The organism is Sphingomonas trueperi (genome assembly GCF_040545965.1).
Taxonomy (GTDB): domain Bacteria; phylum Pseudomonadota; class Alphaproteobacteria; order Sphingomonadales; family Sphingomonadaceae; genus Sphingomonas; species Sphingomonas trueperi_C.
On the sequence record NZ_JBEPMV010000001.1, the window covers coordinates 437,839 to 451,675 of the forward strand.

Annotated in this window: 15 protein-coding genes; 8 read left to right on the top strand and 7 right to left on the bottom strand. The window is 67.8% G+C overall.

Going from position 1 to position 13,837, the window contains the following annotated elements; translation table 11 throughout:
* Window positions 1–125: 125 nt before the first annotated feature.
* On the bottom strand, window positions 126–2,369 hold the full coding sequence (rnr, locus tag ABIC35_RS02150) for a ribonuclease R (RefSeq protein WP_121078748.1): 2,244 nt from the start codon (window positions 2,367–2,369) through the stop codon (window positions 126–128).
* A gap of 130 nt (window positions 2,370–2,499) precedes the next feature.
* Between rnr and ABIC35_RS02155 the strand changes: the two genes are divergently transcribed.
* The gene (locus tag ABIC35_RS02155) at window positions 2,500–2,646 is read left to right on the top strand and encodes a hypothetical protein (RefSeq protein WP_183049446.1); all 147 of its coding nucleotides are present in this window, start codon (window positions 2,500–2,502) and stop codon (window positions 2,644–2,646) included.
* Here ABIC35_RS02155 and ABIC35_RS02160 read toward each other — a convergent pair.
* Entirely contained in the window at window positions 2,630–3,229 is a 600-nt protein-coding gene (locus ABIC35_RS02160; protein WP_121078750.1) for a TIGR02466 family protein, read from the bottom strand. The genes ABIC35_RS02155 and ABIC35_RS02160 overlap by 17 nt on opposite strands.
* Window positions 3,229–4,473: a threonine ammonia-lyase gene (locus ABIC35_RS02165; protein ID WP_121078752.1), complete on the bottom strand. Its 1,245-nt coding sequence runs from the start codon at window positions 4,471–4,473 to the stop codon at window positions 3,229–3,231. Before ABIC35_RS02165 ends, ABIC35_RS02160 begins: the two co-directional genes overlap by 1 nt.
* Window positions 4,474–4,530: 57 nt before the next feature.
* Between ABIC35_RS02165 and ABIC35_RS02170 the strand changes: the two genes are divergently transcribed.
* Both ABIC35_RS02170 and ABIC35_RS02175 read left to right on the top strand, forming a co-directional pair.
* Window positions 4,531–6,186, top strand: a complete 1,656-nt coding sequence (locus ABIC35_RS02170) for an amidohydrolase (protein ID WP_121079591.1) — start codon at window positions 4,531–4,533, stop codon at window positions 6,184–6,186.
* Between the two features lie 4 nt (window positions 6,187–6,190).
* On the top strand, window positions 6,191–6,838 hold the full coding sequence (locus tag ABIC35_RS02175) for an HPP family protein (protein ID WP_354278194.1): 648 nt from the start codon (window positions 6,191–6,193) through the stop codon (window positions 6,836–6,838).
* A gap of 118 nt (window positions 6,839–6,956) precedes the next feature.
* On the opposite strand, the gene ABIC35_RS02180 is transcribed toward ABIC35_RS02175, so the two are convergent.
* The 4 genes from ABIC35_RS02180 to ABIC35_RS02195 all read right to left on the bottom strand — a co-directional run bounded on the left by ABIC35_RS02180 (window position 6,957) and on the right by ABIC35_RS02195 (window position 10,277).
* Window positions 6,957–7,352, bottom strand: coding sequence for a diacylglycerol kinase family protein (locus ABIC35_RS02180; protein WP_121078754.1), 396 nt, complete (start codon window positions 7,350–7,352; stop codon window positions 6,957–6,959).
* A gap of 104 nt (window positions 7,353–7,456) precedes the next feature.
* A complete protein-coding gene (gene ctrA / locus ABIC35_RS02185; RefSeq protein ID WP_066722241.1) occupies window positions 7,457–8,164 on the bottom strand; it encodes a response regulator transcription factor CtrA in 708 nt (235 codons plus the stop codon).
* A 134-nt stretch (window positions 8,165–8,298) separates the two neighbouring features.
* Window positions 8,299–9,369 (bottom strand): AI-2E family transporter, encoded by a 1,071-nt coding sequence (locus ABIC35_RS02190; protein WP_121078756.1) that lies wholly within the window; start codon window positions 9,367–9,369, stop codon window positions 8,299–8,301.
* On the bottom strand, window positions 9,366–10,277 hold the full coding sequence (locus ABIC35_RS02195) for a LysR family transcriptional regulator (RefSeq protein ID WP_121078758.1): 912 nt from the start codon (window positions 10,275–10,277) through the stop codon (window positions 9,366–9,368). Before ABIC35_RS02195 ends, ABIC35_RS02190 begins: the two co-directional genes overlap by 4 nt.
* Window positions 10,278–10,390: 113 nt before the next feature.
* Here ABIC35_RS02195 and ABIC35_RS02200 point away from each other — a divergent pair, with 113 nt between their 5' ends.
* The 5 genes from ABIC35_RS02200 (at window position 10,391) to ABIC35_RS02220 (ending at window position 13,572) form a co-directional block, all read left to right on the top strand.
* A complete protein-coding gene (locus ABIC35_RS02200) occupies window positions 10,391–11,089 on the top strand; it encodes a pirin family protein (RefSeq protein ID WP_121078760.1) in 699 nt (232 codons plus the stop codon).
* Window positions 11,090–11,140: 51 nt separating this feature from the next.
* Window positions 11,141–11,743, top strand: a complete 603-nt coding sequence (gene wrbA, locus ABIC35_RS02205; protein ID WP_121078762.1) for an NAD(P)H:quinone oxidoreductase — start codon at window positions 11,141–11,143, stop codon at window positions 11,741–11,743.
* Window positions 11,744–11,865: 122 nt separating this feature from the next.
* Window positions 11,866–12,525, top strand: a complete 660-nt coding sequence (locus tag ABIC35_RS02210; protein ID WP_121079595.1) for an RluA family pseudouridine synthase — start codon at window positions 11,866–11,868, stop codon at window positions 12,523–12,525.
* Window positions 12,518–12,919 (top strand): alternative ribosome rescue aminoacyl-tRNA hydrolase ArfB, encoded by a 402-nt coding sequence (gene arfB, locus ABIC35_RS02215; protein ID WP_121078764.1) that lies wholly within the window; start codon window positions 12,518–12,520, stop codon window positions 12,917–12,919. Before ABIC35_RS02210 ends, arfB begins: the two co-directional genes overlap by 8 nt.
* A gap of 170 nt (window positions 12,920–13,089) precedes the next feature.
* Complete coding sequence (locus ABIC35_RS02220; protein WP_121079597.1) at window positions 13,090–13,572, top strand: GAF domain-containing protein; 483 nt, start codon at window positions 13,090–13,092, stop codon at window positions 13,570–13,572.
* Window positions 13,573–13,837 lie beyond the last annotated feature (265 nt).

Here is a 13,837-nt window from a genome sequence, read left to right on the forward strand (position 1 = left end):
CCTTCGCGACAAGCGTCATTTCGGCATTGCAACATGCTCTTTGCGACAGCTTGTAGCGCGGCCGTTCCGGCTTTGCACGGATTTTGGACAGCGCTGCCAGACCGCAGGCCCGGCAGCGCCTCGCCTCAGCGCTTACGCCCGTTGTGGCGGATATTGCCCGGGCGACCGCGGCGGTGGATCACCCGCTTGGGCGCGCCCTTGCCCGGCCTGCCGGTGCGCTGCGGACCACCCGCCGATCCCTTGCCGTCGGGCAGCTCGAAGCGCAGCGCGCCGGAGACGGGGTTCGCCTCCACCAGTCGCAGCTCGATCCGCTGGCCGAGGGTGAATTCCTCGCCGCTATGCTCGCCGACCAGCCGCTTGCCGGCTTCGTCGAAGTGGAAATATTCGGCACCCAGATCGCGCGCGGCGACCAGCCCGTCGCCGCCAATGCCTTCCACGGTCGCGAAGAAGCCGAAATTCTGCACGCCGGTGATCCGCGCCGGCATGATCTCCCCGACATGCGCGGCGAGATAGGCGGCGACATAGCGGTCGATCGTCTCACGCTCGGCCTCCATCGCGCGGCGTTCGAGCTGGCTGATCGACTGGCCGATCCGGTCCATGCTGCCGGCTTCCTCGGCCGTCAGCCCGCCCGGCCCCAGTCGATAGGCATCGACCAGCGCGCGGTGGACGATCAGATCGGCATAACGACGGATCGGCGAGGTGAAGTGCGCATAGGAGCCGAGCGCCAGGCCGAAATGGCCGACATTCTCGGGGCCGTAATAGGCCTGGGTCTGGGTGCGAAGCACCTGCTCCATCACCTGCGGGCGGAACTCCTCCTCGCCCACCCGATCGAGGATGCGGTTGAAGGTGGCCGGGCGGATCACCTGGCCCAGCGCGAACTCGATGTCGAAGGTTTTGAGATATTCCTTGAGCGCGGTGAGCTTCTCGCGCGCCGGCGGCTCGTGGATACGGTACATCACCGGCGTCTTCTTCGCCTCCAGCGCCTTGGCGGCGGCGACGTTGGCGGCGATCATGTAATCCTCGATCAGCTTGTGCGCGTCGAGCCGCTCGCGCGGCGCGACCGAAAGGATGCGGCCCTTCTCGTCGAGCACGATGCGGCGCTCGGGCAGGTCGAGGTCCAGCGGCTCGCGCTTGTCGCGCGCGGCGTTGAGCGCGTGCCAGCAGTCCCACAGCGGGCGGAGGGCAGTTTCGGTGAGCGGGTTCTCCAGCTCGCCGTCGATCGCCGCCTGTGCGTCCTCATAGGCGATATTCGCCGCCAGCCGCACCACCGCGCGGGTGAAGCGCCAGCTCTTGAGCGCACCGCTCTTGGTCACCTGCAAATGGCAGGCGAGCGCCGCGCGGTCGACGTCTTCCTTCAGCGAGCAGACGTCCGCCGACAGCACCTCCGGCAGCATCGGCACGACGCGATCGGGAAAATAGACCGAATTGCCCCGCTTGCGAGCTTCGCGATCCAACTCCGAACCCGGGCGAACGTAGAAGGACACGTCGGCGATCGCGACGATCGCCTTCCAGCCACCCTCATTGGCGGGATCATCGTCGGGGGTCGCCCAGACGGCATCGTCATGGTCACGCGCGTCTGCGGGATCGATCGCGACGATCCGCAAATGGCGCAGGTCTTCGCGTCCTTCGCCCAGCGGCTGCTTGGCGACGCGCTCGGCCTCCTCCAGCAATTCCTCGGAGAAGACATTGGGGATGCCGTGGCGGTGAATCGCGATCAGCGAGAAGCTGCGCGGGGCGAACGGATCGCCGAGCCGCTCGACCACCCGCGCGGTGATCCGCGGCGGGCGGCCGGCCTTTTCTGCCAGCACCAGGTCGCCGGGCTCGGCACCCCCGGCATCGGAGACCGGCCAGCTGCGCCGCTCCTTCTTCTCGACGCCCTGCAGCCAGAGCTTGCCGCCCTCCTCGTGGAGCACGCCCAGCATCAGCTCCTCGCCGCGGGCGAGCGTCTTCATCGGATGCGCGATCCAGCCGTTGCCGGCCTCTTCGGTGCGCGCGAGGATCCGGTCGCCCACGCCCAGCGCCGAGCGCTTGCCGCGCATCTCGCGGACGCGCAGGCGCGGTGCGGGGACATGCTCGGCCTCCCAGCGCTCGGGCACCGCCCATGTGGTGTCGCCATCCGCGTCGGTGATCCGCAGCACGGTCACCTTGGGCAGCCCGCCCATCTTGTGGAAGGCGCGGCCGGGGGCGACGTCGATCAGCCCCTCGTCGCTCATGTCCTTCAACAGCGCCTTGAGCAGGATCTTGTCCTGCGCGCTCAGCCCGAACGCCTTGGCGATCTCGCGCTTGCCGGCGGGCGTGTTCGAGGATGCGATGAAATCGAGAATCTGCTGCCGCGTCGGCAACCCTGCGCTTGTTCTGTTCTTAGCCATTGGCCCCCAACATAGGGGCGATCCGGCCAGACGTCACCTGCGGGCTCCGTAAAAGCGCGGGATGCACCATGGTAAGCGCCGCCTTCACTATAATGGACTGTGGATCCTGTGTGATTTGAGGAGTCCGTCCATGGCTATTTCGCGTTGTCTACTGATCGGTGCCGCGCTCGGCACCTGCGTCGCATTCGTTGCACACGCCACGAACCCGCATCCCGCCAAGCCCGTGCGCCCGGTGATGCAGGTCGCGGCGCTGGAGCGCGTTACCAGCGATAGTTGAAGCTGACGCTGATGCGCTTGTCCTTGCCATTCCCCGGCGGGACTTCGTGACGCAGCCAGCTTTCCCAGAGCAGCACAGTGCCGACCTCCGGCACCACTTCGATGAACGGCTGGAGCGATTCCGGCGCGTCGGGCCGCCGCGTCGGCGCCGCCATCATCATCGCCAGCCGCGGGTCCTCAAGCTTGAGCCCGCGCGCGCCCTGCGGCAGCGCCACGTAGACCGTACCCGACACCACGCCGTGCGGATGGATATGCGCGCCGTGCCCGCCCTTGCCGTCGAGCACGTTGACCCACAGGCTGTCGAGCTTGAGCTTGCGCCCGGCAAGATCGAACGCGCAGGCCTCGGCGAACTTGGCGACATGGCGGTCGAGCAGCCGCTTGAGATCGGCGAAGGCCGGGTCGCGGATCGGCAGGTCGTTTAGCGAGGCATAGCTGGTATAGCCGCGATAGTGATTCTCGCGGCACCAGCGGCGGCCGGCGCTGTCGTCCTCGGCCAGTTGCAGGCACGAGGCTTCGAGATCGGCGACCAGCGCGTCGTCGCCCAGCGGCTGCTGGTAGAGCAGGGTCGAAAACAGCGTGCGCATCAGGCGGACTCGACCATGCTCACTTCGTACTGGGCGCGGCGCAGCGCGGTGATCAGCCGGTCGAGATGGTTGCGATCGCGCGTCTCGCACTCGATGTCGGTCACCAGGCCCTTGGCGGGCAGCGAGGTGAACACCCGCTGGTGATAGACCTCGATGATGTTGACGCCCTGCTCGTGGAAGATCCGCGCGACATGGAACAGCGCGCCCGGGCGGTCCTGCAGCCGGATGCGCAGGCGGGCGAGCCGGCCCGAGCGGGCAAGGTCGCGCAGCAGCACATTCGCGAGCAGCCGCGTGTCGATATTGCCGCCGCACAGGATGGTGCCGACGGTCTTGCCCTTGAAGCGTTCCGGCTCCGACAGCAGCGCGGCGAGGCCCGCGGCCCCTGCCCCTTCCACCACCGTCTTCTCGATCTGGAGCAACAGGCTCACCGCCTCTTCCAGCCGGCGCTCGCCGACCAGCACGATATCGTCGACCAGCGCCTCGACGATCTTCGCCGTCATGTTGCCCGGATACTTCACCGCGATGCCCTCGGCGAGCGTGTCGCCCGCGCACGGCATCTCGGTGTGGTGCACGCGGTTGTACATCGACGGGTAGAGCTCGGCCTGGACGCCGAGCACCTCGATCGGCCGGTCCTGCGCCTTGGCGACCACCGACGCGCCCGAGATCAGCCCGCCGCCGCCGATCGGCACGACCAGCGTGTCGATGCCGGGCACGTCCTCGAGCAGCTCCAGCGTCGCGGTGCCCTGGCCGGCGATCACGCGGGGGTCGTCGAACGGGTGGATGAAGGTGAAGCCGCGCTCCGCCTCCAGTTCGCGCGAATGGGCATAGGCGGCGTCGAAGGTCTCGCCGTGGAGCACGACATTGGCGCCGTGCCCTTCGGTCTGGGTGACCTTCACGATCGGCGTGTTCTTGGGCATCACGATCGTGCTGGGGATGCCCAGGCGGGTCGCGTGGTAGGCGAGGCCCTGCGCATGGTTGCCGGCGGACGCCGCGATCACGCCCTTGGCGCGCGCTTCGGCATCAAGTTGGAGCAGCGTGTTAAGCGCGCCGCGCTCCTTATAGGCGGCGGTGAACTGGAGATTCTCGAACTTGAGGTACACGTTCGCGCCGGTCAGCTGCGAGAGCGTGCGGCTGTGCAGCGTGGGCGTGCGCACCACCGCGCCCGAAATTCGCTCGGCCGCCGCACGAACATCGGCGATGGACACGGGGAGCGATGCGGGCGCTGGTGCTGCTTTGGTAGCCATAGGCTTCCCGCCTAGACCATCTGGCGCGGCAGGGGAACAGGCCCTATGCCCTGGGCCATGTTCACGCGCCTCAAGCGGCTTGCCGCCGCCACCGCCCTGCTGCTCGCGCCCGCCGCCCAGGCCGATGGAATCGTTGACAATGTCAACGGCATCACGCTGGATGCCAAGGGCGCGGTGGTGCGCTTCGAGGCGCTGCAGATCGACCCCTATGGCAAGGTGGTCGCGGTCTATGCCAAGGGCCAGAAGCGGCCGAAGAAGCTGGTCTGGCGGCTGGACCTGAAGGGCGCGACGATCGTGCCCGGCATGATCGACGCGCACGGCCATTTCATGGGCCTCGGCTTCCAGCAGCTCCAGCTCGACCTCTCCGCCACCACCAGCCTCGACGACGCGCTCGCCCGCATCGGCGACTATGCAGGCAAGAGCCGGGCGAAGTGGGTGCTGGGCCGCGGCTGGAACCAGGAAGCCTGGAAGCTCGGCCGCTTCCCGACCGCCGCCGACCTCGATCGCGCGGTGAGCGATCGCCCGGTGTGGCTGGAGCGGGTCGACGGCCATGCCGGCTGGGCGAACAGCAAGGCGCTCGAACTCGCCGGCGTCACCGCCGCGACCAAGGACCCTGCCGGCGGCCGCATCGAGCGCGACGCCAGCGGCAAGCCCACCGGCGTGCTGGTCGATGCCGCGACCGAACTGGTCGCCAAGGTCGTGCCCCAGCCCACGCCGCGCGAGCGCAACGCTGCGTTCCTGGCGGCCCAGCAGAAGCTGCTCTCGCTCGGCATCACCGCGACGGCCGACATGGGCACGACGGTCGACGACTGGGAGACGATGCGCGGCATGGCCGATATCGGCCAGCTCCACCTTCGGATCATGAGCTACGCGCATGGGGTCGACACCGCGCTGCGCGTCGCGGGCGCCGGGCCGACGCCCTGGCTCTATGGCGACCGGCTGCGGATGGGCGGCATCAAGCTCTACGCAGACGGTGCGCTCGGCTCGCGCGGGGCGTGGCTGAAGGCCGATTACAGCGACGCGCTGGGCAACAAGGGGCTGGGCTTCCTCACCGACGACCAGCTGCTCAACCTGATGGCGCGCGGCGCGATGGACAATTTCCAGATCGCTGTCCACGCGATCGGCGACCGCGCCAACCAGCAGGTCTTGGACGCGATCGAGATCCTGTCCGAGACCTACAAGGGCGATCGCCGCTGGCGGATCGAACATGCCCAGATCATCGATCCCAAGGACCTGCCGCGCTTCGCCAAATACGGCACGATTGCCTCGATGCAGCCGGTCCATGAGACCAGCGACCGACTGATGGCGGAGGCGCGGCTGGGGCCAGACCGCCTCACCGGCGCCTATGCCTGGAAAACGATGCTGCGGAACGGCACGCACCTCGCCTTCGGCTCGGACTATCCGGTCGAGAGCCCCGATCCCTGGGCCGGCTGGGCGGCGAGCTTCACCCGGCAGGACGCGGCCGGAAATCCGCCGGGCGGCTGGCGCCCCGAGGAGAAGCTGACTCGCGAGGAAGGCTGGGCAGGCTTCACCATCGGCGCGGCCTATGCAGGCTTTGCCGACGACAAGATCGGACGGCTGGCGCCGGGCCTGTGGGCCGACTTCCTGATCCTCGACCGCGACCCGCTGTCCGTCTCGCCCGCCGAGTTGCGCGGCACCAAGGTGGTCGAGACCTGGGTCGGCGGCCGCCGTGCCTGGGGCGCGAAGCCCTAACCGCATGTTCCGGCTGGTCATGGCCGGCGCGCAGTGGCGCGACCGGATCGGCGCCGCACTGGGCGGCGCGATCGGCATCGGGGTGACCGCTTGGGTGTCGGCGCTCGCCGGATTCGATGGCACGACAGCGATCCTGCTGGCGGCGCCGATCGGCGCGTCGGCGGTGCTGGTGTTCGCGGTGCCGTCCAGCCCGCTCGCCCAGCCGTGGCGGGTGATCGGGGGCAACGGGATCTCGGCGCTGGTCGGATTGGCGGTGGCCTGGTGGCTGGGGCACGGCGCGCTCGCAGCGGGGGTCGCGGTGGGATTGGCGATTCTCGTGATGTCGCTGACCCGCAGCCTCCACCCGCCGGGCGGTGGCACGGTGCTGCTGCCGGTGCTGGCACCAGCGGTATTGGCAAAGGGGCTCGGCTTCGTGCTGCTGCCGATCGGAACGAACGCCGTGCTGCTGACGCTATGTGGGCTGCTCGTCCACCGCTTCACCGGGCATAGCTACCCCCACCGCGTGCAACCCGCCCCGCCCGCGCCGGGGTTGCGGCCGGAGGATATCGATGCGGCGCTGGAGGAAGCGGGCGAGGCATTCGACGTCAGCCGGGGGGACCTACTCGCGTTGCTCGCCCGCGCCGAACACCATGCGGCGGCACGACGCGAGTGAAGCCTCCTAAGCCCCTCCCCTTCAGGGGAGGGGTTGGGGTGGGGGATGACCGACGAGCAAAGGACTCGCTTCCAGTTCAGGCCCCACCCCCAACCCCTCCCCTGAAGGGGAGGGGCTTTTACTGGAGCACTCGTAGCAACGGCGGCCCCAGCGTCAGCAGCCCGATCGCCGCAGCCGCGAGCGATGCCACCAGCACCCCGGCGGCCGCCAGATCCTTGATTCGGCCGATCGCGGGATCGAAGTCCGGGCAGATCCGGTCGCAAAGGTCCTCGATCGCGGTGTTGAACGCCTCGGCCAGCCACACCAGCGCGATGGCGAGCACAAGCCAGCGCCATTCGCCGGGCGACAGCCGCAATGCCGCCCCGCCCCCCACCGCACATAGCGACGCAGCCAGATGCACCCGCGCATTATGCTCCTCCCGCACCAACACGCGCAGCCCCCGTGTCGCGTAGCGGAAGCTCTTCAGCCGCGACGCGATACTGAAGCCTTTTTGGCGGTCCTTGGAATCCTGCATCCGATCAGCGTGGCCGATCCGCCATCCGCCCGCCAGCCCCCAAACGAAAAGGCCGCCGCCACCCGAAGGTGACGACGGCCCTGCCCCTGCGTGATCTTGGAAAATCAGGCGACCTGGGTATCCGCCTGCATCGCCTCGTCCGGCTCGCGAAGCACATAGCCGCGGCCCCAGACGGTCTCGATGTAATTGTCGCCCTCACACGCCATGCTGAGCTTCTTGCGCAGCTTGCAGATGAAGACGTCGATGATCTTGAGTTCGGGCTCGTCCATGCCACCATAGAGATGGTTGAGGAACATCTCCTTGGTCAGCGTGGTGCCCTTGCGGAGCGAGAGCAGCTCCAGCATCGCATATTCCTTGCCGGTCAGGTGCACGCGGGCGCCGTCGACCTCGACGGTCTTGGCGTCCAGGTTCACCGCCAGCTTGCCGGTGCGGATCACCGATTGCGAATGGCCCTTCGAGCGGCGCACCACGGCGTGGATGCGGGCGACCAGCTCTTCACGGTGGAACGGCTTGGTTACGTAATCGTCGGCGCCGAAGCCGAACGAGCGCACCTTCGAATCCATCTCGCTGATGCCCGAGAGGATCAGCACCGGGGTCTGTACCCGCGCGGTGCGCACCTTCTTCAGCACGTCATAGCCGTGCATGTCCGGCAGGTTCAGGTCGAGCAGGATGATGTCGTAATCATACAGCTTGGCGAGGTCCAAACCTTCCTCACCGAGGTCGGTCGTGTAGACGTTGAACCCTTCGCCCGAAAGGATCAGTTCGATCGCCTTGGCTGTGCTAGGCTCGTCTTCGATCAGCAGCACGCGCATTGCCGGTTCCCCTGTCCACACCACACGACGTAGCCCCGATGCCCGACGCGCTGGACGCTTCATTAACCTAAGCGTCAATGAAGCCGAAAGGTTAATTTCTCGTAAGTCGGACGGTTCCGCAAGCCCCGGGGAATCTACGCATCGGGTTCGGACGTATCTGTCGAAACCGCCGGCCGCACGTCGATTTCCTCGCCGAGCACCTCGCGCAGATAGAGGCTGCGCACGAGCGTGAAGATCACCACCAGCAGCGCGGCGGAGAAGAACAGGCCGAACAATCCGAAAACGAATCCGATTCCGATGATCGCGAACAGGGTCACCGCGGGCGGGATCGCGATTACCCGGCTCTGCACGAAGGGGGTGAGAAAGTTGGTCTGAACGATTCGCACGCCGGCGAAGACCAGCAGGCAGCCGATCAGCGCGCCGGACCCGCCGGTGGCGGCAAGGCCCAGTGCCGGCAGCATCGCCGCGGTGGGGCCGACATAGGGGATGAACTCGCTGAGGCCCGCCAGCAGTCCCAGCGCCGCCGGGGACGGCACGCCCGCAATCCACAGGCCCAGCCCGACCAGCAGGCCCATGCTGGTCATCAGGATCAGCTGGGTGCGCAGCCACAGCCGCAGCGTGGTGCCCACGTCCGCCAGCGCGTCGGCAAAGGCGTCGCGGGTATTCCCCTTGGGGACGAGCAGCAGCAGCCCGCGTATGTACACGCCCGGATCGGCCGCCATGAACAGCGCGCCGACCAGCAGCAGCAACGCGTTGAGGAACAGCTCGAACGAGCCCAGCGCGAAGCCGCTCGCATCGCGCGCGACTCGGGAGCCGGCGAACGCCGCCTCGGCCGCGTCGTACAGCTTCGCCGCCACCGGGCTCTCCTGCGCCCAGGCCTTGAGCCGCGTGACCAGCTGCGGGATCGATCGCACCAGCGCCTCGACCTGCGGGCCGAACTGCACTGCGAACAGCCAGACGAGGAAAGCGATCGCTGCCAGCACCGTCAGCATCGCGCTCACCACCGACCAGCGCTTCGGCACGCCGAGCTGCGCGTAGCGATCGGCGATGGCGCGGATCACCACCGCGCCCAGCACCGCGCCGAAGGTGAGGATCAGCAGGTCGGCGGCGCGCACCAGCGCCACCACCACCGAGCCGACGGTGAGCAGGATCAGGACGCGGCGGATGAACCGCGCATCGGCATCATCGGGAACGAGTCGTTTCACGCGTGCCGAACGCAGATACTGCGCAAGCGCTCCGTGAGAAACTCGATCAGCGCCTCGACGCGCACCGGCCGCCGCGATCCCGGCGGGGTGACGAGGTGGAGCCCCACCGCGCCCGCCACCCAGTCGGTCAGCACCACCTCCAGCCGCCCTGCCGCAATCTCGGCATCGACAAGGAAGCCCGGCAGCCGCGCGATGCCCAGCCCGGCGCGCAGCGCCGGCAGCATCGCCTCGCCATTGTCGGTGCGCAGCGGCCCCTCGACGCGCACCGCGGCTTCCTCGCCCCCAGCCTTCTTGAAGCGCCAGACGCCCGGCGTCGCGGTGTTGGTGTAGATGAAACAGGCGTGGCGGGCGAGGTCGGCGGGATGCTGGGGGCGCCCGGCACGCTCGAAATAGCTGGGTGCCCCGACGACATGGATGTGCACCGGCCCCAGCCGCCGCGCACGCAGTGAGCTGTCGGGCAGCTCGGCGATGCGGATCGCGACGTCGATCCCCTCGCCGACGATGTCGACGAACGCGTCGGAGAGCGTCAGCTCCACCTTGATCTGCGGATGCGCGAGCATGAATTCGGCGAGCAGATCGGAGAGGTGCCGCGACCCGAAGGTCAGCGGCGCCGCCAGCCGCACCACACCCGAGGGTGCGCTGGCGCTCTCGAACGCGGCCTCCTCCGCCGACTGGCCGTCTTCCAGGATCCGCTGGGCATGTTCGGCAAGCTGCTGGCCGCTGTCGGTAAGCGTCAGCCGGCGCGAGGTGCGGTGGAACAGCGCGGTGCCCAGCCGCTCCTCCAGCCGGGTGATTGCCTTGGATACCGTCGCCTTGGAGACGCCCAGCGCCAGTGCCGCACCGCTGAACGAGCGATGCTCCACCACGCTGGCGAACACCGCCCAGGCCTCGAAATCCGGTAGCTTCATCCCCGCCTCTCCTGCTCGGGCAAAGCCATATCACGAAACGATCAGTTTCCAACGTTTCCGTTTACGCGCCGATGCCGATGCCTATCTTGGCGGCAACACATGGGAGATCAGCGATGATCGACAAACGCAGTTTCGAAAGTCTGGGCGGCGCCGATCACGGCTGGCTCAAGGCCAAGCACCATTTCAGTTTCGCCGACTATTACGACCCGTCCCGCATGGGCTGGGGCGCGCTTCGGGTGTGGAACGACGACGAGATCGCCCCCAATTCGGGCTTCCCGCCGCACCCGCACCAGAACATGGAAATCATCACCTATGTCCGTTCGGGTGCGATCACCCACCAGGACTCGATGGGCAACAAGGGCCGCACCGAGGCGGGCGACGTGCAGGTGATGAGCGCCGGCACCGGCGTGCGCCACGCGGAATACAACCTCGAGCCGGAGACGACCCGCATCTTCCAGATCTGGATCCTGCCGCGCGAGGCCGGCGGCCAGCCGAGCTGGGGCGCCAAGCCCTTCCCCAAGGGCGATCGCTCGGGCCGCTTCGTGACGCTCGCCTCGGGGTTTGCCGACGACAAGGACGCGCTGCCGATCCGCGCCAACGCCCGCGTGCTCGGCGCCACGCTGAAGGCAGGCGAGAGCGTCACCCACACGGTCGGCGAAGGCCGCCACGCCTATCTCGTACCCGCCGCCGGTGCGCTCACTGTTGACGGAGACGCGGTGAACGCCCGCGACGGCGCGGCGCTTTCGGGTGGCCGGACCGTTACCATCACCGCCGTTCAAGACGCCGAGATCGTTCTCGTCGATTCCGAATAACCGGGGCCACCTGCGCCCCTTTCTCCTCCACCCGCAACGGGAGTTTCTGCCATGACCAAGATCCTCGTTCTCTATTACTCCTCCTATGGCCACCTCGCGAAGATGGCCGATGCCGTCGCCGAGGGTGCACGCAGCGCCGGTGCAGAAGTGGACGTGCGCCGCGTCGCCGAAACCGCGCCGGCCGAAGTGGCGCAGGCCGCCGGCTTCCGCGTCGACGACAGCCATCCTCTGTTCGACGATCCCAACCAGCTCGCCCAGTATGACGGCATCATCGTCGGCGCGCCGACGCGCTTCGGCCGCATGGCCAGCCAGATGGCGGCGTTCTGGGACAAGGCCGGCGGCGTGTGGTTCCAGGGCCAGCTAAACGGCAAGGTCGGCGGCGCGTTCACCTCGACTGCCTCGCAGCATGGTGGCCAGGAGACCACGCTGTTCTCGATCCTGACCAACCTGCTGCACTTCGGCATGACGATCGTCGGCCTGGACTATGGCTTCCAGGGCCAGATGGGCGTGGACGAAGTGAAGGGCGGCACCCCCTATGGCGCGAGCACCATCGCCGATGGTGACGGCAGCCGCCTGCCGAGCGCGGTCGAGCTCGAAGGCGCCCGCTACCAGGGCCGCCGCATCGCCGAGACCGCTGCCAAGCTGAAGGCGTAATTCCCCCGAAGCGCGCGCCCGTAGCGTATCGCGCCGCGCTCGACGACGGCCGGAGCTCCCCCTGCTCCGGCCGTTTTCGTTTCGGGGCTCGCGAATTGCGCGCCGATCGCTATATCCCGCGCATGTTCAAGGACCGGGTACTCTTCATCGACGGCGAAGCGCTGATCATCGACAAGCCGGCGGGCCTCCCCGTCGATCGCCCGCGTGATCGCAGCGAGAGCCTGGAGGATCTGCTCGAGCAGCTGACCTTCGGCTTCGAGCGCCTGCCCGTCCCCGTCCACCGGCTCGACCGCGATACCAGCGGCTGCCTGCTGCTCGCGCGCAATCCCAAGGCGATGAAGCGCTTCGGCCAAGCCTTCGAGGCGGGGCAGGTGACCAAGCGCTATGTCGCGATTCTCGACGGCGTGCCCGAGCAGGAGAGCGGCGAGATCGACCTGCCGCTCGGCAAGATCTCCTCGATCGAGGAAGGCTGGCGGATGACCCATGATCCCAAGGGCAAGTCCGCGCGGACCCGCTGGAAGCGGATGGAAGTACACGACGGCCGCGCGCTGGTCGCCTTCTATCCCGAGACCGGCCGGACCCACCAGATCCGCGTCCATGCGCTGGAAGGGATCGGCATCCCCATCGTCGGCGATCCCGTCTACGGCCGCGGCGGCCCCGCGCTGATGCTGCATGCGCAGTCGATCACCGTGCCGCGCCCGGGCAAGCCCGACGTGCATGGCGACGCCCCCCTGCCCGCGCGCTTCCACCATATCGGCTTCGGCCGCCCGACGAATGGCTGAGATCCCCGACGCGGCGATCCTCGAGGAGAAGTTCCTCGCCGCGACGGGACCCGGCGGGCAGAACGTCAACAAGGTGGCGACCGCGGTACAGCTGCGGGTGGACGTGTTCCGGCTGGGGTTGTCCCCCTATGCCTATGAACGGCTGAAGGAACTGGCCGGTACGCGGATGACCTCGGCCGGCGAGCTGCTGATCACAGCGCGCCAATACCGCACCCAGGACGCCAACCGCACCGATGCCCGCCAGCGCCTCTCCGACCTGATCGACAAGGCGCATGAGCGCCAAGCGAAGCGGATCAAGACCAAGCCGAGCAAGGCGGCGAAGGCGCGCCGGGTGGATGCGAAGAAGGGCCGGTCGGCGGTGAAGGCGGGGCGGGGCAAGGTCAGCTTCGACTAGCGGCAGCAACGGCCATTAGCCGTCATCCCGGCGAAAGCCGGGATCCATTCGCCTCTCGGTCTCGGCAAGAAGCGCGACGTCGGCCCCAATGGATTCCGGCTTTCGCCGGAATGATGGTCACGGCGCACGCGCCCCTCGCACCGACCGCCGCAATCCCCTACATCGCGGCCATGTACAGCTTCGACATCACTGCCGACACCAAGGCCGAGCTCTATCGCGACCTTGCCGCCGCCCTCGATTCGCTGACCGCCGAGGAGCCCGATCCGATCGCCAACATGGCGAACGTCTCCGCGCTGATCGGCCAGTATCTGCCCGATCTCAACTGGGCGGGCTTCTATCGCAACGTGAAGGACGAACTGGTCCTCGGCCCCTTCCAGGGCAAGGCGGCCTGCATCCGCATTCCGTTCGGCAAGGGCGTGTGCGGCGCAGCCGCGGCGACGCGCGAGACCCAGCTGGTCGAGGACGTCCATGCCTTCCCCGACCATATCGCCTGCGACGCGGCCAGCCGCTCGGAGCTGGTGGTGCCCATCGTCCACCAGGGCGAACTGCTGGGCGTGCTCGATCTAGACAGCCCCCTGCCTGCCCGTTTCGACGCCGGCGATGCCGCAGGGTGCGAGGCCCTGATGCGCATTCTGGCGCCCCGCATCTCCTGAACCCTACCCATTTCGCCCAGGCTGCAGTTTCGCCGAACCTGTTGCGGTTCGGCGACACTCTTTTTTGCGCCTGAATTCCAGCCACTTCCTCGCAAATCCCGGATAACATCAGGCAAAGAGGTAATACCAACATTTGTTTTTGTATTGAATTGGCCTTGACACAATAAGACCGATACCGACCAATACCCCCGCAGCGCCCGATTCAGAGCATATGCCACGGGAGGGCGATGGGCGCCGCACCGGACATTGGGTTCAACCACTCGGG